Here is a 17,768-nt window from a genome sequence, read left to right on the forward strand (position 1 = left end):
ATTTATGAAGATAGAAAACACAAAAGCACAAATGCGAAAGGGTGTATTAGAGTACTGCATATTATCAGTACTAAAAGATGATGATGCTTACGTGGCAGAAATCTTAGGCACACTTAAAGACGCAAAATTGCTTGTAGTAGAAGGGACCATTTATCCCCTTCTCACAAGGCTCAAAAATGCTGGATTACTCAATTATCGTTGGGAAGAATCCACATCAGGACCACCAAGAAAGTATTATGGTCTCACAGAAACAGGTCAGTTATTCCTCAAAGAATTAACAATCACCTGGAACGAATTACAAAACGCAGTTAACATAGTAACAAGAGAAAAAACAAAAAATAATGAATAAAACAGTCAACATAAATTTAGCAGGTATATTCTTCCATATAGACGAAGATGCATACTTAAAATTGCAGCGCTATCTTGAGGCTATAAAACGTTCATTTACAGACTCTCAAGGTCGATCAGAAATTATATCTGATATAGAAGCACGTATCGCCGAATTATTTAGTGAGCGTGTACAAAACGAAAGACAAGTTATTGGTCAGAAAGAAGTTGACGAGGTTATTACTATAATGGGACAACCTGAAGACTACTTGGTAGATGACGAGATCTTTGAAGATGAACCTCAACGTTCATATACCAGAAAAAGTTCTAATGCCAAAAAACTATTTAGAGATACAGACAACTCATATGTAGGAGGTGTATCAGCAGGTTTAGCACATTACTTTGGTGTTGATGTGATTTGGATTCGTCTGATCTGGATCTTACTCATCTTTGGAGCAGGAACTGGTGTTTTACTATACATTTTACTGTGGATTTTTGTTCCTGAAGCTACAACGACTTCAGAAAAACTAATGATGAAAGGTGAACCTGTCAATATTAGTAACATTGAAAAAAAAATCAAAGACGGATTTGATAGTGTATCCACCGCTGTCCAGAATGTAGATCTTAAAAAACAAGGCGATAAAATAAAGGAAGGCTTTGAACATGTTACGGAGTCAATTTCCGAAGGGGTAAAAAAAGCCGATCTGCCAAAACAAGGTGAACGCATTAAATCCACTTCAACCTCATTCTTTGAGACCATCGGTAATATTATCATGTTCTTTTTAAAGATGTTTGCTAAGTTCTTTGGACTAATCTTAATGTTTGTAGGTGCTGTAACGATTATATCTCTAATTGTAAGTTTACTTAGCCTGAGTTTATTGGAAACGGTGAACATTCCAGGCACTAACTTTTATGACATTGCAGAGGCAACTAACCTCCCACTTTGGGTCATGTCACTCTTAGTATTTTTCTTTGTTGGCATTATTGCATTCTTTGTATTCTACCTAGGATTGAAAATACTAATCACCAACTTAAAATCTATAGGTAATGCTGCTAAATACACATTACTTGGATTGTGGTTCATTTCGTTTATATCGCTCATTGTTTTATCAGCCAGATTTGGATTAAGCTTCAAGGAAGAAGGGTCATACATCAAAACTGAAAAACTAGCGGCAATTACTTCCAATGACACGATCACCATGCGAATGAATAATAACGATCTGTTTACAAGTCGCTATTGGAGAAGTTATGGATTTGATACAGCCTATGACGAAAACGACAATAAAGTATTGTATTCGAGAGGTGTTAGATTAATTGTAAAATCTACCAAAGATAGTATTGCAAAAATAAGAGTTGAACGTAGCTCAAGAGGTTTTGATTTTGAAGATGCTAAAACCAGAGCAGAACGTATAGAATATAACTACCAATTAAAAAACAAAGAACTATTATTGGATAGCTATTTCACACTACCAATCAACGAATCGCGTAAGGGGCAAGAAGTTATTGTTACAGTTTATTTACCTGAGGGCTCTGTACTTTATGCTGATAGTAACACTTATAATTATCATAGTAATCAAAACTATTACAATGATATTTTAGACCATGACATGGAAGAGCATTATCTAAAAATTATCACTAATGGTGTGGAGTGTCTCGATTGTCCAGAGGATGAAGAGTTTAAAGTCAAAGTAGATATCGAAGATGATGAGAATTCAGGTCTGAAAATCGATGAGGATGGTATCAAAGCAAAAACCGAAAATAGTAGTCTTCAAATAGATAGTGACGGTATTAAAGCTAAAAGCGATGATGTAAAGGTCAATATTGATGATGATGGTATAGAGATTACTACAGATAACGATAACAATTAACAATTCATCATAAACAATCAACGGTTCAGATATTTAAAATACCACTAACCAACCTTTTTTTAAATATTTGAACCATAATCAATCAAAAAATGTTTCAGTTTACTTATAAAATAATCATAATAAGTGCGGTGTTCTTCGGAATAATCACTGACAACAAAGAGCAAACCAGCGAATATTCTGATTTGTATGAAATCCTTAAAGCTAAAGACAGCTTACTATTTGAACGTTCTTTTAATAAATGTGAAACACAATACCTAGATCAACTCATAGCTGAAGATTTCGAATTCTATCACGACATAGGCGGACTTGAAACTTCAAAAGAGGGATTCATTACATCAATGAAAAATGGCATTTGTAATCCAGATAATAAGACAACATCACGAAGAGAGCTCCTTGAAGGAAGTCTTGAAGTTTTTCCTCTAAAACAAAATGGAGAAGTCTATGGTGCTCTACAAAACGGTGTTCATAAATTTTTTGAAACAACCAATGGAAAAGAAGTTGCAGGAAGTATTGCAAAGTTCTCGCATTTATGGATCTTAGAAGAGGGACAATGGTATTTAAAACGTGTGATCAGTTATGATCACCAAATGGAAAAGCAGGCCACTACTGATGAAATAGATATATCTGAAGACCTATTAGACACATATATCGGTAAATATCAAGCTAAAGCAACAGGTTTGGTCATTATCTCAAGAACTGAAAAAGGTTTACACATCAATGCTGGAGAAATGAGTGCTGAGATTTATGCGAAATCACAAACACTTTTTGCGCATCAACAAGCACCTTTAACCTTTGAGTTTATATCAGATGAAGAGGGTCAGGTTACAAAGTTTATCGTTAGAGAAAATGGCAATATTGTAGAAGAGGCCATAAAACAATAATAATCATCAATTTAAAACAATCAATCATGACAACATTAACAAAAATTACAGTTACAATATTACTAAGCTTATTGCTTATGTCTTGTATCAATATTACTCCTGGAGTTAAAGGAAACGGAAATGTATCTACAGTAGATCGCACAATTGAGGAAGACTTTAATCAAGTTGAAGTAAGTAGAGGCTTAGATGTTTACTTGACGCAAAGTGATTCTCCAATGCTGAAAGTTCAAGCCGATGAAAATCTACATGATATCATTATAACCGAAGTGGAAAACGGTGTTCTTAAAATCTATGCCGACAAAAATATTAGTACTTCTGAATCGAAAAAGGTAATGGTCAATGTCAAAGACTTAGATTTAATATCGGCAACGAGCGGAAGTGATGTATTTTCAACGAATACCTTAGAAGCCGATGCTATTAAATTAATTACTACAAGTGGTGCCGATTTGGAAGTTGAAATCAATGCAGAGGTTACTGTACTCGCAGCAACGAGTGGAAGCGATCTAAAGGTCTCTGGAACAACAAGTAAACTAAGTGCTTCAGCTACCAGTGGAAGTGATATTAAGGCTGGTCAGCTGGAATCTCAAAATTGTACAGCGTCTGTAACCAGTGGCGCAGTTATCATTGTTCGCGCAGAGAAAAGCTTGTCGGCTAGCGCTACCAGTGGAGGTGATATTAAGTATCTTGGAAATCCTGAAAAAGTAAGTAAAAGCGACGGTGTTTCTGGTAGTATAAGAAAACAGTAAGACGATTTAACAACCAACTAATCAATCAATTTTTAAACCATTTCAAGCTCAATAATGAGTTTGGGATGGTTTTTGTTTTATATTTGTTCTAATACTTAATTTATACTAATGAAAAACATTACTTTATTTCTATTAATTGTTCTCGGTTATAGTGTAGCTGGTTTAGCACAAGATAACGAGAAAGTAAAAGGTGATAGAAATTTAACCATTAAACAAACTTATGTTGATGGATTTGAAAAAATTATTGTTGGTGAAGATTTTAAAGTAGAGTTATTTTACAATAAAAAGCCTTCGGTAGAAATTGAAACAGATGACAACCTTCATGAATATATAGACGTTAAGGTTGTTGACAGTGTACTTACCATAACCACGACTAGAGACATAAGAGCAAAAAAGCTCAATGTAAAAGTAAATTACGGAGATGAATTCTCGCATATTGAAGTAAAAGATGACGGAGAAGTACGATCGTTAACCTCACTTGAATTAACTAATGCATCACTTAAAACCAGTGGCTCATCAAGAGCGTATTTAAATATTAAAACAGATGATTTTACTTTTATAAGTTCAGACAAGACCAAAGTAAAATTAAACATCACAGCAACTAATGTTTCTGTTGAAATTAGCGATAATACTAAAATGGATGCTTTGATCAATGCTACTGATGTAAAAATGGATCTCTACCAACGTACTAATGCTGATGTTGAAGGGACCGTTGATAATTTGATGCTGAGAACAGATAATAATGCACAGTTCAACGGTAAAAACTTCACGAGTAAAACTTGTAATATCATTGCTGAAATAGCTAGCGATGTTTATGTTGAAGTCACAGAAGATATCGTTATTGAAGCCTCAGGTGCCAGTGAAGTATATCTCTATGGAAACCCAAAAATCACAATCAATAGATTTACCGATACTGTAAAACTTCAGAAAAAGGAAAAATAAAGTGTCTTCATTTCCGAAGAACAAAAAAATCCGAAGCTTAAACGCTTCGGATTTTTATTTATTAGTATGATTAATTCTCTAATACTGAGGTGTTACAAATTCAAAATCAGATTCCTTAGCGGCCAAATAGCGTTCAGCATCTAAGGCAGCCATACAACCAGTACCAGCAGCAGTAACCGCTTGACGATAGACATGGTCTGCAGCATCACCAGATACAAACACACCTTCTACATTAGTTTTAGCTGTTCCAGGTACATTAATGATATATCCAGTCTCATCTAAATTTAAATAATCCTTAAAAATATCTGTATTAGGCTTATGTCCTATAGCGACAAAAAATCCTGTAGCAGGAATTTCAAACTTTTCATTGGTTTGATTATTAAACGCTCTAACACCTGTTACCACTTGACCGTCACCAAGTACTTCATCGGTTTCAGTGTTGTAAAGAATCTCAATATTCTCAGTGTTTTTAACACGGTTAGCCATGATCTTTGATGCTCTAAATTCATCTCTACGAACCAGCATAGTTACTTTCTTACAGAGTTTAGATAAGTAGTGAGCTTCTTCACAAGCGCTATCTCCTGCTCCAACGATTACAACTTCCTGATTTCTGTAGAAAAATCCGTCACAAACCGCACAGGCAGAAACACCTCCACCAAGTTTTAGATATTTTTGCTCAGAGTCTAAACCTAAGTACTTAGCTGATGCACCAGTTGAAATAATAACTGTTTTACAGTGAATCTCTTTAGTATCGTTCACCCAAACTTTGTGAATATCTCCTGAAAAATCTACTTTAGTTACCCATCCATCTCGAATATCAGTTCCAAAACGAGCAGCTTGTTTCTGTAGTTCTATCATCATTTCAGGACCTGTAATACCGTCAGGATAACCAGGGAAATTCTCAACGTCATTTGTAGTGGTTAATTGACCTCCAGGTTGCGTTCCTTGATAAAGTACAGGTTCCATATTAGCTCTGGAAGCATAAATAGCTGCAGTATAACCTGCAGGTCCAGAACCTATAATTAGGCATTTTACATTCTCTATTGTATCAGACATATGTTTTTTCAATTTATTATAGACAAAAGTAGGATTTTTGATTAAAAACTTACATCAAAGTTATTAACAGTTAGAATAGTCATATTAGATTTTTCTATGTTGGTTTCATTTGCCATTGTAGTTAATGATAATTGGATTTGAGTCAATAAAAAAATGTGTAAAGTAGTAGTTTAGATATAACATTTAATATTATGAATACTATATCAACACACAAACACATGAATAAAATCTATTACAGCTCGCAATCATCAATTGGCAAACAAACTTTGGCCTATCTAAAATCTTCATTTAAAGATTTGCTGGCAATTGATGTCACTAAAACTAATGTAACTGGAACACAATGGAAAGCATTGGCAGAAGCGTTACATATAAATGTTGAAGATCTGATATACAAGAAACATCCTGTGTATCTTAAAGATTACGAATCAAAAACTAATCTTGACGAACATGGTTGGATTAAAATTCTCAATAATAATCCAGAAGTATTAAACTATCCAGTGGTTATTTTAGGTCATGACTATTATCAAATAAAAAACCCATCAGCCATTGAGAAAGCACTAGAATCAAATTATACCAAATTCGATCCAAGAAGTCAAAACTAACAAGTTTGTAATTCATGACTAATCATAAAAATCCTAAACAACTAGATTCGCATAAAAAAAACGCCTCTTTTCAGAGGCGTTTTATATTGATATGATAATTATATTTTCTAATCTACAACATCTTCAACATCGTCTGCAACATCTTCAACAGCGTCTTCAGCTTGTTCAGCAGGTGTTTCTCTACAACCAGTAAAGACAATAGACATTGTGAATAGAATTAAAAATAGTTTTGATAATTTTTTCATAATATTTTATTTGATTGTTTATGATTTAACGCCTTTTTTCAATAAAGAAAAAACGAATAATACTAAAAATACAAAAAACAAGATTTTCGCAATAGATGCTGCTCCTCCAGCAATTCCACCAAATCCTAGCACTCCTGCAATAATAGCAATGATTATAAAAGTAATTGACCAACGTAACATAATATATAGTTTTAATTATTAATACTGACTATCAGTATCTTATATTACAATATCTATATAAATAACGATCAACCTTTGCTCTATTAAGTAAATCATTAACCCTTTTGCCTAATCTATGATATTTTCAAATTGGAGGTTTGAGAGGATGTATCGAACTCCGATGGATACCAACTATATTCCGAAACATCGTTTATGCTAATTTCCGAAGATTCAAAATCATAGACCTCATGGTCTCTAATCAGTAATTCAAGATGTTCAAAACGTCGTGTCGGATTTAACCATTGATTAAAATCCTGCTTTTTAAAAATTAGCGGCTCCTGGTTTCCAAAGTTAGATACCTCAGAATACTTCCTATTAGAACTTTTAATTAAAAGGGAGCACGTAAGAAAACCATCTTCTGTTGTATTGTAAATTCCTGCCACACAAAAAGGCTTATGATTTTTTAAATGCAAGTATTTAGTACAAAGTTTTCCATGTCGAATCACCGAAGTAAAAAGGCCATTAACAATAATTAAACAGCGTTGTTTAGATAATGTTTCAGGATAGATCATTGCATCAGCATGCTTATCATTAACATGTGTGTTCAACGTATTGCATACATTTTGAAAAGCTTCCCAAGAGTCATCGTAGCATTGAGGTAGAATTCCCCAGATTGCTGACTCAATGATTCTTGCATCTTGTGATATAATGACTGGTAGATTAGACTCTTCAAAACCATTTATTATAAGCTTTGGTTCATATAAATCAGGATATCTAAATTGTGCTTTAAATTCGTTTTCAATAGATTTTAAACTAGACGTATTGGATAGTTTATAAAACATTTTTTTGTTTTTCAAGTACGAAAAAATAGACGTTAAGGTTTAACTTGTTTCGTAAAAAAATGTCTTCAAATGCAAAAGACACCTTTAAAAGGTGCCTTTTAATCATTATCATTTAATGAGGTGATTATCTTAAATCTTCGAGAGATTTAATATTAGACAATCCGTTCTCAATTGTATTTTTTTGACTTGTAAGAATATTATTTGTCGATACAGGTAGACTTGTTTCATTTAAAACATCCTGATACTCTTCTATTGCTGCTTTTTCTCCTCTGATGGCTTCCTCGAGCATTGATTCCTGATTATCAGAAGAAAATAACGATTTCACATCCATCCAAGCACGATGTGCTGTTCCTGTTAAACTTCCACCTTTATCAACATCTTGATTAAAAGATTTGATTTCTAGTTTTAACTCATGACCAAAATTATATCGCTCTTGTGCCTTCTGTTCGAAATAAGATTTCAATCCGGAGTGATCAACATTCTCTGCTGCTTTTTTAAACCCTTTCTCTGCATCGTATGTTTTTTCTAATAGATTGTTTAACTTTTTTCCGACTTCTTCTGTATAAGTACTCATGTGTATATATAATTTTTAATTACTGATAGTTTCTTATAAGATGCCTATCATTTTGCATCTAAAGCAGATTTCTGCTTTTCTTTCTTTCAAAACAAATGTATTAACAACGATGTACATTGTTTGATGCGTTTCCATTAAAACTTAACGCAAATCATCTCTGAGTAAAACTTTAACTAAATTATAGGACGATAATTCCTGATTAATTTCAAAACAGACATTTCGGTTGGAGTGAGATATCCAGAAATTTCTGGTGAAGTTTCTATCTCTGTAAATACATCATGTAGCGTATCATCTTTGTAAGATTGTTCTAAAATAGGGTGTACATAATACTTTCGGCATACATTTCTTGTATTTCCTAATTCACTTGAAGTAATGTCATAAGCGGTAAGAATATTTTTATCTATTTCCTTTTCAGATGTTGGTCTGTCAAAATCCATAAGCGCTTCCATAAATATGACGCTCGCAGACCAGGTTCTAAAATCTTTAGCTGTAAACGATGCTTTGGTAATGTTTTGAAGATAGTCATTAACCATACTACTGTCAATGTGATGCTTTTCACCTGATTTGTCATAAAACTGAAACAATTCCCAGCCAGGCAATTCTTCGCACTTATTGACTAAGTGGACAAGCTTCTTATTTCGAAGTGTAATGCTGTGCTCCTTCCCTTTTTTACCTGTAAATTCAAATCTTAAGCGGTCTTTAAAAAGATGAACGTGCTTGCTTCGTAATGTTGTCAATCCGTAGGTTTTATTCTTTTTTGCATAATATCTATTTCCAATTCTAATATGAGTTTCCTCCATTAATTTAATAACCAGAGCTAAAACCTTAGATTTGGTCCAATTAGGTTGGATGATATCTTTTTCAACTTGATCTCGAATTAAGGGAAGTGCTTCTCCAAACTTAGCCATTTTGAAGAATTTAGTTTGATTCTTGATTTTATTCCATTTCTGATGGTACCTGTATTGCTTTCTGGATTTTAAATCCCTACCTGTTGCTTGTAGATGTCCGTTGGCTAAAGTTGAAATCTTAACATGTTCCCAAGCTGGAGGAATAACAAGAGACTCGATGCGTTTAAGATCCTCTCTATCTCTGTATAACTTTCCTTTGTATGTATACTGAAATATCTTCCCTTTTCTATGCCGATGGATAGCCAATTGCTTCGGATTAATATAGGTAAGATCTAGTGTTTCGATGGCGTGTTCAGGATGCTCATCAATTTGCTCTAAAAGTTTAGGTAAAAGCGGTTGCTTTGACATAATATATTATCTATGATCAGACATATATTTCTGGTAAACTTTTGCCAGATCCTGTTTTTGTTCTTCACTTAAAACTTTACCTGAAAGCTGAAAAAACTTCTGTTCCTCATCTTCCAAATGATGTTCTACTTTATGTTTTAAGTCTTTTGCAATTTTCAACCATGCGGATGAATCGTAATCTGTCTCTTCTAACTTTTCGATCAATTCATCTATTTCATGATGCTCTGCAATGCCATGTCTAGCTTTTTCCTGCATTATATCAGAATCAATTAAAGGTTTATAGTAATGTCGTTCCTCAGCGTCGGCATGAATTTTTAGTTCTGTTTTTAATGATTTGAATAATTCATCTCGTGTTTTGGTATCACCTGAAGTATCAACAAGCTTATCTAATAAATGGCGTTGAATATCATGGTCTTTTCTAATGGCTTCAAAAATGTTCATAGTATTAGTTTTAATTAAAAATGGAGTAAAAAACCCCAGAAACTAAAAAAATTACTGAGGTCTTACTAACTAATCAACTTATCGAAAGTTGGTTATCATCTATGATAACAATCAAATTTACTAGATAACACCATACCAACAGTGCTGTATCAAATAGGATATTAACTCAAATAAGGAAACTATGTGTTTTTAACAATTACTTAGTATAAACAACTTACTAACTGTGATTCAATTCTTATTTTGAATAAACATCATCAAACACCCTTAATAATTTAGTTAACTACAATAGTTTTATCGTTTTTGTCTGACTTTGAGTTAAAAAACATTTAAATTAAGTGAAGTCATCATATTAAGAGTTAAATTTGAAGATTCAAACCATCATATTATTAACATGATCGAAATCGATATTATTCCAGAAAGTCCCAAAGACTTACTCAATCAAATTCAGGAAGTCATAGGTGGTACAATCACTGAAAAATGGAATGAATACAATTTAAGTTTTAATAACGATTATGCGTTTGGGACTATTAAATTTATGCCATTTGATTGGGGTGTTAATCTTTTAGATATGGATATTACATTCCGTAATGAGATTATTTTAAAAATTAAAGCTGAAGATTTTAACCCTATTCGCTTTATTTATACTTTGGATGGAAGTTTCAAGCACAGATTTGGAATTGATAATGAAGAGCAGATTGTTGAACAGTTTCATTCTTTAATCTTCACTAATAAAACTGGTGGTTACAATTATTTACATTTTCCGAAGGATAAAAAATTAGAAATCAGTATTGTTCAAATTGTAAGACGAAAATTTCTTAAAAAACGTACCACTAATGTATCTCTATTAAATGATCGTTTATATGAGGTGTTTGTAGATACTGATCATGACAATCGCTTTGCGCATTATGGCGCATTGAATCTTAAAATGGCTGATTTTATCAAAAAGATGAAAAAGATAAAATCTAAAGGCATGGTTAAAGTTTTAAAAATTGAAGCACTTGTCTATGATATGCTATCGCTATACATTCAGCAGCATAATAAATTTCAAAACGGTGTTCAATTACCAAACTTGTTGTCTAAGACCGAATTAAAAATTGTAAAACAGCAAGGAAATAGCATTATTAAAAATCCGTCATTTAATTATTCTCTAGAACAACTTGCTCAGGACACTGGACTGTCTCAAGCAAAGTTACAGGATGGTTTTAAATTTTTATATAAACGCACTGTCACAGAGTATGTACGACATGTGAGATTGGAAGCTGCTCGTGATCTTATGAATAATGCTGATTTAAATGTTTCCCAGGTAGTATATAGCATTGGATTTACCAGTAGAAGCTACTTTTCCAAAATTTTTAAAGAAAAGTATGATATTACACCAAGCGAATACAGAAAAAAAGTACTAAATAATTTAATTGTAGATTCGGCTGTTGCCTGATTATCTGTAAAACGCGCTCGCAGAATGAGTAAAATCTCATAATATACTATGGAAAAGGAACCTATTTTAATCTGCATACCTGATATAAGCGGATTTACGCAATTTATGAGTGAAACCAACTCCGATTTCAGTTCTAAAATAATCCCTTCGCTTTTAAACAAAATCATATATGCAAACGATATTGGTCTTAGAGTTTCAGAAATTGAGGGAGATGCAGTTCTCTTCTATAAAAGAGGTCTTTTACCGAGTCTTAAAGCACTAATTAATCAATGTAAAGCGTTCTATACACAATTTTACGAGCAATTAGAATTTCTAGCTGAAAAGTACGATACCAATAAGGACAGTAACAAAATACCTAATACATTGGGCTTAAAAATCATATTGCACTATGGAGAAGGTGTAGACGCAGTTCAAATTGGAAAACATATCAAGCTTATGGGCGAAGATGTAGTTATAGCTCACAAATTACTAAAGAATAGTATTCCAAAAGATGAATATTTATTGATTTCAGAACAACTTATGCTGCAATATGATATGGAAAATTTGGATAATAAATTGTACTGGTCAGAACTCAAACTTGGAGATAACATTTACGAACATATTGGTGAAGTTAATTACACCTACATAGACTTAACGCCTTTGCAGTAAGTAGTCTAGACTTATTTTTATACCATTTGGCATAAAAAAGACAGGAGAATTTTCCTGTCTTTTATTTATTAAATCGAGTCTTTTATTTGACAATTTTTTTGATGAGAACATACGAGCCATATTTACCAACATACTTCAAAGCTGTTTGCATCCAATGGATAGGTTTTAGGTCTTCTTTAATATCACCTTTAATACCTTTCAGTTCTTCATAAGCAATCTGACGCTCAAGCTTTAATCGCTTAAGATCATATTCTATCTCTTCAAATGTTGTGTAATCTTTCATGTTTAATCAAAAAAATTATTAGATAATCGTTTAACTATCGTTCTGTCTAAATGTTTTCTCAAACTGTAAGCTAATAATGCTAGTACTATGAATAAGCTTCCAATGCATACATAGCCCAAGGCAAGATTTCCAAGTTCATTTCCGATGGCAATGGCTGCCGAAACTGCTAAAAAAATTAAAGCAATTCCAATTAAACCTCCAATCACTATTAATTTAATAGCTAAACTTATAGACAGAGACAGCTGTTGGAACACCTTGAGTTTAACATAATCTCGAGACGTTTCAACATATTTCTGTGCGATGTCGCCAGCCTTATCTGTGGTATTATTTAACGATTCGAATACAGTCATTTATTACGACGTTTTTTGTAATTTCTTATTCTTAGCCTTTAATTCAGATAACTTTTTCTCAAGAGAGGTAATAACATCATCTGCTTTATGACTAGCATCTGACAAAATTGTTTCTAGTTGCGTATCTAAAGTATCCTTTTTATTAGTCACTGTATTAACCACGCTCTCCTTTAAAACTCCAGCTTTTTCAGCAAGTTTATCTTTTGTATTAATTGCTTCGTCCGCAATACGCTGTCTGGTTGAGCTTCCTTTATCTGGTGCAAACAAAATTCCTAGTGTTGCTCCAATTGCTGTTCCTGCTAAAATTCCTAAAATTGTACTACTATCTTTTCCCATTATTTTATTTTTTTAATTTATATTAATTTGATTCCTTACAAATCTCGCAATTCTACCAAGCTGTATTTGACTCTATTGATTTAAATATTGACTTAAATAGAAATCACATTTCCGATAACTTTTATAGCATTTGAATCAATAGAATGAGAAAACACATCTTAAATTGTATAAAAAAAACATAGTAAATATGAAAACCATAAACCCCTACTCCTTAAAAGACATTAAAACGTATAAATATCATACTAAAGGTGAAATCAAGTCCATTTTAGAAAGCGCAGAAAGTTGTTTTAACGAATGGAAACTAAAAGATTTGAATCACAGAGTAAATTTATTAGACAATGTTGCAGATACTCTAAATGAAAATATTGAAAAATACAGTAAACTGATCACCGAAGAAATGGGAAAACCAATCTCAGAGAGCAGAGCTGAAATAGAAAAATGTATTTTTCTTTGTGATTTTTATAAAACTAATGCAACCTTATTATTGTCTGATGAGATAATAGAAACTGATGCTCAAGAGAGTTTCATCAGTTACGATCCACTAGGAGTAATATTAGCCATCATGCCATGGAATTATCCTTTTTGGCAAGTTATGAGATTTGCCATCCCTACCTTAACTGCTGGAAATACAGCCTTATTAAAGCACGCGAGCAATGTCTCTGGATGTGCTTTAATCATTCAGGAGGTGTTTGAACAATCCGGATACCCTAAAGGATGCTTTCAAACACTTTTGGTAGAGCACGAAAACATTGAAGATATTATTGGTCACGATATTGTAAAAGCAGTGTCATTAACTGGAAGTGAAAAAGCTGGTAAACACATTTCACAAATTGCAGGAAAACATCTTAAAAAAACAGTATTAGAATTAGGAGGTAGTAACTCGTGTATTGTTTTAAATGATGCCGATTTAACTAAGCACCTTCAGACTATGGTAAAAGCCAGAATGCAAAATACCGGACAGAGCTGTATTGCCGCCAAACGATTTATTGTGGTAGATTCAATTTATGAAGAATTTTTAGAGCGATTCACAGAAGCTGTAAGAGAATTAAAATCTGGAAATCCCATAGATGAAGACACCGAAATAGGTGTATTAGCAAGAACTGATTTAGCTGATTTGTTGGAAGAACAAGTAAATAAATCTATTGAGCAAGGTGCAAATGTGCACTACGGAAATTTTAAAGATAAAACCTATTTTGAGCCTACAATTTTAACGAATGTTACGTCTGAAATGCCTGTTTTTAAAGATGAGACTTTTGGACCAGTTGCTGCGATAATTAAAGTCAAAAATAAAGACGAAGCCTATAAGACAGCCTCTCAGTCTAAATTTGGTTTGGGCACTATGATCTTCACTAAAGACACTGAAGATGCAAGAAAACACATATCACAAATTGAAGATGGGGCATTCTTTATCAACGAGCTTGTAAAGTCTGATCCAAGATTACCTTTTGGTGGCACAAAAAAATCAGGCTACGGCAGAGAATTGTCTAAAGAAGGCATCTTAGAATTTGTCAATAAAAAAACTGTATTTATTAAACATTAAAAAAAACTATCAAATGAAATTTATAAAAAACAAAGACGAAGAAAGAAGAGATTATATTTTACAAAAAGATGAGACTACAAAAAAAACATCGCTATTTGTAATTGTTGTATTGGTTGTACTTTTGTTGGCAGTTATTGCCTCAGGAATTTACTTTCTTGCATACTAACCAACAACGTGATATGATGCTACATAATTAGATGAACTGCTAGTTTTTTTGTAAATTTAAAGTAATTCACACCTTAAAATCATCAAGTTATGAAAGCTAGAATTGCATCACTCCTAATTATTCTGTTGATTTTTTCATGTAAAGAAAAACCAAAAAATGATGTTGTTGACTCCATATCAGATATTACAGAAACTACAGGCACAAATCCTCTAGAAGGGGCTTGGGAACTTGTAGGTTATTACAATTATTTAGACAATAAGGTTATTGATTCTTTTAAAACCTCAGAAGGTTATAGACAAGTTAAAATGTACACTAATTCTAAAGTGATGTGGAGCAAATATGTACCTTCAGATTCTTCGGAATGGTTCGGCTATGGTAGCTATAGAATGAATGGTTCTGAACTGATAGAAATTCTAGAATACGGTTCAGAAATGATGAGCAAAATTATTGAAGAGAAAAAAGAATTCAAACATGAGCTTATCATCAATGGCGATACATTTAGTCAAATAGAAATTGACGAAGACGGCAACAGAATTTATGCTGAAAACTATGAACGGATTGAATAGTTAAGCACTTCTATTTCATTTATGCTTGGTTTTCCAAATTTCAATTTGCGCCTTGAAATCGTTTACCACGTCTCGATGGGATTCGGCTAAATTATCATTGTTTTTAGGGTCTTTATCCATATCGAAAAGACCAATAGTTTTTGTAGTTTGATTCCATTGAAAAAACCAACGATCAGTTCTAGCCCAATAGGCTTCAATCTTCATGCCCATCATATCTTCTTCGGAACGCATTTGAGTGGCTTGACCTATGATTATTTCTCTTTCTGTTTTTGACGGATCTTCAATAATAGCTCTATAGGATTTTCCAAAATAATCATCTGGTATTTCTACATCCAAATAATCTAAAATGGTAGCTGGAATATCTGCACTATGCATCAAGGCCTTTGACTTGGCATTTGCAACAATTTTGTCTTTCCATGAAAAAATAATTGGTGTTCTGAAGGATTGGTCGTAAACAGATAATTTACCTTTATCTCCACCATTATGCCAGCGTAAGGAATCATGTCTGAACTCCTGATGTGGTTCCTGTTCCCAACCATTATCATTAACGTAAACAAAAAGGGTATTATCAAATTCATCTTTTTCTTTTAAATAGCGTACTAATTCACCTACTCCATCATCAAACCAAGTACAATTAGCATAATAACGTTTAGCCGATTCGGTCATGTCTTTATCCTTGTAAATATTGTAATATTTATCTGGAGCATCAAATGGATAATGTGGCAATTCTGGTGCAAACCAAATAAAAAAAGGATTATCTTTATTGGCTTCTACGAAATCATAAACAGGTTGCATTGTAGCGCGTGCTAATTTACGACCATCGCCTCCCATAAATTGTAAAAACCAATCGTCGTTTTTCTTATCTCCTTTTTTCCAACCCTTGGTCATACCTGCATCAAAACCTCCATTTTGGTAATTGAACTCCCACCATTTACCGCCTTGAAAACTTTTATAGCCTTGTGTTCTCAAAATTTTTGGTAAGGTCTCAAAGTACTGCATAGCGTGATGCTTAAAATTGACTGCCCACTGGTCTGAATCTTGATACGGAAGTCCTCTTTGATTATTAAGCGAATCATGAATCATTTGATTCACCTTTTGCTCATAACCAACAGGCAAGGTTCCGGTCATTAATGTTTGTAATGATGGTCTGCAATGGTTTTGTGGCACATAACCATTAGTGAATAAGGTTCCACTTGCAGCGAGCTTATCCATATTTGGTGTTTGAACATAATCAGCTCCCATAAACCCAAAATAAGGATAACCTTGATCATCTCCTATTAATAAAACAATATTTGGACGCTCTTCATTTGTTTTTCTATTTGATTCAGGTTTAGTTTTATTATTACATGAAAACACTACAAAACACACACATATAATCAATAATTCTTTTTTCATTTTATATACACTATTGGATTTAGATTTGTATTTATTATTTCACCAACTTTAGCTCCTGGGCACCAGGATTTCCAATCATTTTCCTGACCTGAATTAGTTGGTTTTTTCAATGTCATGTCCTTATCCATATAGATAATGGTCATAACTTTTCTCATTTTATCTGATGTATTAGCACCTGCACGATGGAATACCCAACCAGAATGAAAACTAATTTCACCAATATCAAAAGGCTCTATAACATGTTCAAAATCTGTGACTTTAAGTCGCTTTTCTATTTGAACTTCACTATCATCACTAATAGACAATTCTCTTCCATCCATAATTTCATGACTTCCTGCACTAAATTCTAATGGCCCCATTTCTAAAGCTGTTTCTTGTAATGGTATCCAAGCTGTAATTGTTTTATCAGTGCTTAAAGGCCAGTAATGTTGATCGGCATGCCAAGGCGTAATTCCGCCTCCAGCCTCTTTAAAAAGTGCTTGATCATGATATAACCTCACACCACTCACTTGCATCAAATCTGCAGCGATTTTAGCAATTCGCTTACTAAACACCAACTTTTTAATTATCTCGTCTTTTGTCCAAAGATTAGATAACTGAAGAAATGCTTTCCCATAGGTTGTACGTTCATTTAATGGTAATTTTTGTTCATTAAGCTCATTTACCTTTTGAGAAATTATGGCATTAAAATATTCTAGTGTAGCTGCATCTAAAACGTTTTTTAACTTAATGAAATGATGTTTATTATAAAACTGAACTTGCCTATCGGTTAACTTGTAATAATCATCAAGTATTGAAGTTATTTGCATACTAAGCATTTTCAATTTTAAAGGTATAAGTTAACACATATAAAAAACTCTTGCAAACCAAAAAAACTGAACAGAACTGTTCAGTTTCTATTGGATTAGCTCCGCTGATCCTGAAAAGTGATTGTTGCTCATAAAAGCTAAAACATTCCATGTTTTTACTTTTTTTATGTTCACTGCGTTTACGAAGTAAACTTCTAACTTGTGAAGGATTGAATCAAAAACTATTCATTAGGATTAGCTGCGCTGATCCTGTATAAGGATCGTTGCTCATAAAAGCTAAAACATTTCATGTTTTTATTTT

Annotated in this window: 23 protein-coding genes; 11 read left to right on the forward strand and 12 right to left on the reverse strand. The window is 33.0% G+C overall.

Annotated features, from left to right (window positions below; genetic code table 11):
- Window positions 1–4: 4 nt before the first annotated feature.
- From Q0951_RS03070 to Q0951_RS03090, 5 genes are all read left to right on the forward strand, one after another.
- Window positions 5–349, forward strand: a complete 345-nt coding sequence (locus tag Q0951_RS03070) for a PadR family transcriptional regulator (protein ID WP_299334117.1) — start codon at window positions 5–7, stop codon at window positions 347–349.
- Window positions 342–2,195 carry a PspC domain-containing protein gene (locus tag Q0951_RS03075; protein WP_299334120.1) on the forward strand — a complete coding sequence of 618 codons (1,854 nt, stop codon included), beginning with the start codon at window positions 342–344 and terminating at the stop codon, window positions 2,193–2,195. The genes Q0951_RS03070 and Q0951_RS03075 overlap by 8 nt, the downstream gene beginning before the upstream one ends.
- Before the next feature lie 89 nt (window positions 2,196–2,284).
- Complete coding sequence (locus tag Q0951_RS03080; protein ID WP_299334122.1) at window positions 2,285–3,076, forward strand: DUF3471 domain-containing protein; 792 nt, start codon at window positions 2,285–2,287, stop codon at window positions 3,074–3,076.
- 26 nt (window positions 3,077–3,102) lie between these two features.
- On the forward strand, window positions 3,103–3,822 hold the full coding sequence (locus Q0951_RS03085; RefSeq protein ID WP_299334125.1) for a head GIN domain-containing protein: 720 nt from the start codon (window positions 3,103–3,105) through the stop codon (window positions 3,820–3,822).
- Between the two features lie 108 nt (window positions 3,823–3,930).
- Window positions 3,931–4,764 carry a DUF2807 domain-containing protein gene (locus Q0951_RS03090; RefSeq protein WP_299334127.1) on the forward strand — a complete coding sequence of 278 codons (834 nt, stop codon included), beginning with the start codon at window positions 3,931–3,933 and terminating at the stop codon, window positions 4,762–4,764.
- 78 nt (window positions 4,765–4,842) lie between these two features.
- On the opposite strand, the gene trxB is transcribed toward Q0951_RS03090, so the two are convergent.
- Window positions 4,843–5,820 carry a thioredoxin-disulfide reductase gene (trxB, locus tag Q0951_RS03095; RefSeq protein WP_299334129.1) on the reverse strand — a complete coding sequence of 326 codons (978 nt, stop codon included), beginning with the start codon at window positions 5,818–5,820 and terminating at the stop codon, window positions 4,843–4,845.
- Between the two features lie 191 nt (window positions 5,821–6,011).
- Between trxB and Q0951_RS03100 the strand changes: the two genes are divergently transcribed.
- Window positions 6,012–6,422, forward strand: coding sequence for a hypothetical protein (locus Q0951_RS03100; RefSeq protein ID WP_299334132.1), 411 nt, complete (start codon window positions 6,012–6,014; stop codon window positions 6,420–6,422).
- 107 nt (window positions 6,423–6,529) lie between these two features.
- Here the strand turns inward: Q0951_RS03100 and Q0951_RS03105 are convergent, their stop codons facing one another.
- The 6 genes from Q0951_RS03105 to Q0951_RS03130 form a co-directional block, all read right to left on the reverse strand.
- Window positions 6,530–6,667: a hypothetical protein gene (locus tag Q0951_RS03105; RefSeq protein WP_299334134.1), complete on the reverse strand. Its 138-nt coding sequence runs from the start codon at window positions 6,665–6,667 to the stop codon at window positions 6,530–6,532.
- Window positions 6,668–6,685: 18 nt separating this feature from the next.
- Window positions 6,686–6,847: a DUF1328 family protein gene (locus tag Q0951_RS03110; RefSeq protein WP_299334136.1), complete on the reverse strand. Its 162-nt coding sequence runs from the start codon at window positions 6,845–6,847 to the stop codon at window positions 6,686–6,688.
- Window positions 6,848–6,960: 113 nt separating this feature from the next.
- Entirely contained in the window at window positions 6,961–7,668 is a 708-nt protein-coding gene (locus Q0951_RS03115) for an SOS response-associated peptidase family protein (protein WP_299334137.1), read from the reverse strand.
- Between the two features lie 124 nt (window positions 7,669–7,792).
- Entirely contained in the window at window positions 7,793–8,242 is a 450-nt protein-coding gene (locus Q0951_RS03120; protein ID WP_299334139.1) for a PA2169 family four-helix-bundle protein, read from the reverse strand.
- A gap of 173 nt (window positions 8,243–8,415) precedes the next feature.
- Window positions 8,416–9,498 (reverse strand): DNA topoisomerase IB, encoded by a 1,083-nt coding sequence (locus Q0951_RS03125; protein WP_299334141.1) that lies wholly within the window; start codon window positions 9,496–9,498, stop codon window positions 8,416–8,418.
- Window positions 9,499–9,504: 6 nt separating this feature from the next.
- Window positions 9,505–9,939: a hemerythrin domain-containing protein gene (locus Q0951_RS03130; RefSeq protein ID WP_299334142.1), complete on the reverse strand. Its 435-nt coding sequence runs from the start codon at window positions 9,937–9,939 to the stop codon at window positions 9,505–9,507.
- A gap of 391 nt (window positions 9,940–10,330) precedes the next feature.
- Here Q0951_RS03130 and Q0951_RS03135 point away from each other — a divergent pair, with 391 nt between their 5' ends.
- Window positions 10,331–11,374 (forward strand): AraC family transcriptional regulator, encoded by a 1,044-nt coding sequence (locus tag Q0951_RS03135; RefSeq protein WP_299334144.1) that lies wholly within the window; start codon window positions 10,331–10,333, stop codon window positions 11,372–11,374.
- A gap of 48 nt (window positions 11,375–11,422) precedes the next feature.
- Window positions 11,423–12,022 carry a DUF2652 domain-containing protein gene (locus Q0951_RS03140; RefSeq protein ID WP_299334146.1) on the forward strand — a complete coding sequence of 200 codons (600 nt, stop codon included), beginning with the start codon at window positions 11,423–11,425 and terminating at the stop codon, window positions 12,020–12,022.
- Window positions 12,023–12,104: 82 nt separating this feature from the next.
- Here Q0951_RS03140 and Q0951_RS03145 read toward each other — a convergent pair whose 3' ends face one another.
- The 3 genes from Q0951_RS03145 to Q0951_RS03155 are packed head-to-tail and all read right to left on the reverse strand — an operon-like array spanning window position 12,105 to window position 12,991.
- Window positions 12,105–12,305: a hypothetical protein gene (locus Q0951_RS03145; protein WP_299334147.1), complete on the reverse strand. Its 201-nt coding sequence runs from the start codon at window positions 12,303–12,305 to the stop codon at window positions 12,105–12,107.
- Between the two features lie 2 nt (window positions 12,306–12,307).
- Entirely contained in the window at window positions 12,308–12,655 is a 348-nt protein-coding gene (locus Q0951_RS03150; RefSeq protein ID WP_299334149.1) for a hypothetical protein, read from the reverse strand.
- Between the two features lie 3 nt (window positions 12,656–12,658).
- On the reverse strand, window positions 12,659–12,991 hold the full coding sequence (locus tag Q0951_RS03155; protein ID WP_299334151.1) for a YtxH domain-containing protein: 333 nt from the start codon (window positions 12,989–12,991) through the stop codon (window positions 12,659–12,661).
- Between the two features lie 187 nt (window positions 12,992–13,178).
- Here Q0951_RS03155 and Q0951_RS03160 point away from each other — a divergent pair, with 187 nt between their 5' ends.
- The 3 genes from Q0951_RS03160 to Q0951_RS03170 all read left to right on the forward strand — a co-directional run bounded on the left by Q0951_RS03160 (window position 13,179) and on the right by Q0951_RS03170 (window position 15,263).
- Window positions 13,179–14,531 (forward strand): NAD-dependent succinate-semialdehyde dehydrogenase, encoded by a 1,353-nt coding sequence (locus tag Q0951_RS03160; RefSeq protein WP_299334153.1) that lies wholly within the window; start codon window positions 13,179–13,181, stop codon window positions 14,529–14,531.
- A 13-nt stretch (window positions 14,532–14,544) separates the two neighbouring features.
- Window positions 14,545–14,697, forward strand: a complete 153-nt coding sequence (locus Q0951_RS03165; RefSeq protein ID WP_299334155.1) for a hypothetical protein — start codon at window positions 14,545–14,547, stop codon at window positions 14,695–14,697.
- 89 nt (window positions 14,698–14,786) lie between these two features.
- On the forward strand, window positions 14,787–15,263 hold the full coding sequence (locus Q0951_RS03170) for a hypothetical protein (protein ID WP_299334158.1): 477 nt from the start codon (window positions 14,787–14,789) through the stop codon (window positions 15,261–15,263).
- Window positions 15,264–15,278: 15 nt separating this feature from the next.
- Here Q0951_RS03170 and Q0951_RS03175 read toward each other — a convergent pair whose 3' ends face one another.
- Both Q0951_RS03175 and Q0951_RS03180 read right to left on the reverse strand, forming a co-directional pair.
- Complete coding sequence (locus tag Q0951_RS03175) at window positions 15,279–16,658, reverse strand: sulfatase-like hydrolase/transferase (protein ID WP_299334161.1); 1,380 nt, start codon at window positions 16,656–16,658, stop codon at window positions 15,279–15,281.
- Window positions 16,655–17,467, reverse strand: coding sequence for a phytanoyl-CoA dioxygenase family protein (locus tag Q0951_RS03180; protein ID WP_299334163.1), 813 nt, complete (start codon window positions 17,465–17,467; stop codon window positions 16,655–16,657). The genes Q0951_RS03175 and Q0951_RS03180 overlap by 4 nt, the downstream gene beginning before the upstream one ends.
- Between the last annotated feature and the right edge of the window lie 301 nt (window positions 17,468–17,768).

It is taken from the genome of uncultured Psychroserpens sp., from assembly GCF_947501425.1.
GTDB lineage: Bacteria > Bacteroidota > Bacteroidia > Flavobacteriales > Flavobacteriaceae > Psychroserpens.

Bases quoted from the DNA above. Each gene is read 5' to 3' on its own strand.
- Q0951_RS03105 (WP_299334134.1), bottom strand. From the start codon at position 6,667: ATGAAAAAATTATCAAAACTATTTTTAATTCTATTCACAATGTCTATT.
- Q0951_RS03125 (WP_299334141.1), bottom strand. From the start codon at position 9,498: ATGTCAAAGCAACCGCTTTTACCTAAACTTTTAGAGCAAATTGATGAG.
- Q0951_RS03075 (WP_299334120.1), top strand. From the start codon at position 342: ATGAATAAAACAGTCAACATAAATTTAGCAGGTATATTCTTCCATATA.
- Q0951_RS03170 (WP_299334158.1), top strand. From the start codon at position 14,787: ATGAAAGCTAGAATTGCATCACTCCTAATTATTCTGTTGATTTTTTCA.
- Q0951_RS03070 (WP_299334117.1), top strand. From the start codon at position 5: ATGAAGATAGAAAACACAAAAGCACAAATGCGAAAGGGTGTATTAGAG.
- Q0951_RS03175 (WP_299334161.1), bottom strand. From the start codon at position 16,658: ATGAAAAAAGAATTATTGATTATATGTGTGTGTTTTGTAGTGTTTTCA.
- Q0951_RS03145 (WP_299334147.1), bottom strand. From the start codon at position 12,305: ATGAAAGATTACACAACATTTGAAGAGATAGAATATGATCTTAAGCGA.
- Q0951_RS03165 (WP_299334155.1), top strand. From the start codon at position 14,545: ATGAAATTTATAAAAAACAAAGACGAAGAAAGAAGAGATTATATTTTA.
- Q0951_RS03155 (WP_299334151.1), bottom strand. From the start codon at position 12,991: ATGGGAAAAGATAGTAGTACAATTTTAGGAATTTTAGCAGGAACAGCA.
- Q0951_RS03090 (WP_299334127.1), top strand. From the start codon at position 3,931: ATGAAAAACATTACTTTATTTCTATTAATTGTTCTCGGTTATAGTGTA.
- Q0951_RS03160 (WP_299334153.1), top strand. From the start codon at position 13,179: ATGAAAACCATAAACCCCTACTCCTTAAAAGACATTAAAACGTATAAA.
- Q0951_RS03135 (WP_299334144.1), top strand. From the start codon at position 10,331: ATGATCGAAATCGATATTATTCCAGAAAGTCCCAAAGACTTACTCAAT.
- trxB (WP_299334129.1), bottom strand. From the start codon at position 5,820: ATGTCTGATACAATAGAGAATGTAAAATGCCTAATTATAGGTTCTGGA.
- Q0951_RS03130 (WP_299334142.1), bottom strand. From the start codon at position 9,939: ATGAACATTTTTGAAGCCATTAGAAAAGACCATGATATTCAACGCCAT.
- Q0951_RS03120 (WP_299334139.1), bottom strand. From the start codon at position 8,242: ATGAGTACTTATACAGAAGAAGTCGGAAAAAAGTTAAACAATCTATTA.
- Q0951_RS03140 (WP_299334146.1), top strand. From the start codon at position 11,423: ATGGAAAAGGAACCTATTTTAATCTGCATACCTGATATAAGCGGATTT.
- Q0951_RS03080 (WP_299334122.1), top strand. From the start codon at position 2,285: ATGTTTCAGTTTACTTATAAAATAATCATAATAAGTGCGGTGTTCTTC.
- Q0951_RS03115 (WP_299334137.1), bottom strand. From the start codon at position 7,668: ATGTTTTATAAACTATCCAATACGTCTAGTTTAAAATCTATTGAAAAC.
- Q0951_RS03150 (WP_299334149.1), bottom strand. From the start codon at position 12,655: ATGACTGTATTCGAATCGTTAAATAATACCACAGATAAGGCTGGCGAC.
- Q0951_RS03110 (WP_299334136.1), bottom strand. From the start codon at position 6,847: ATGTTACGTTGGTCAATTACTTTTATAATCATTGCTATTATTGCAGGA.
- Q0951_RS03085 (WP_299334125.1), top strand. From the start codon at position 3,103: ATGACAACATTAACAAAAATTACAGTTACAATATTACTAAGCTTATTG.
- Q0951_RS03100 (WP_299334132.1), top strand. From the start codon at position 6,012: ATGAATACTATATCAACACACAAACACATGAATAAAATCTATTACAGC.
- Q0951_RS03180 (WP_299334163.1), bottom strand. From the start codon at position 17,467: ATGCAAATAACTTCAATACTTGATGATTATTACAAGTTAACCGATAGG.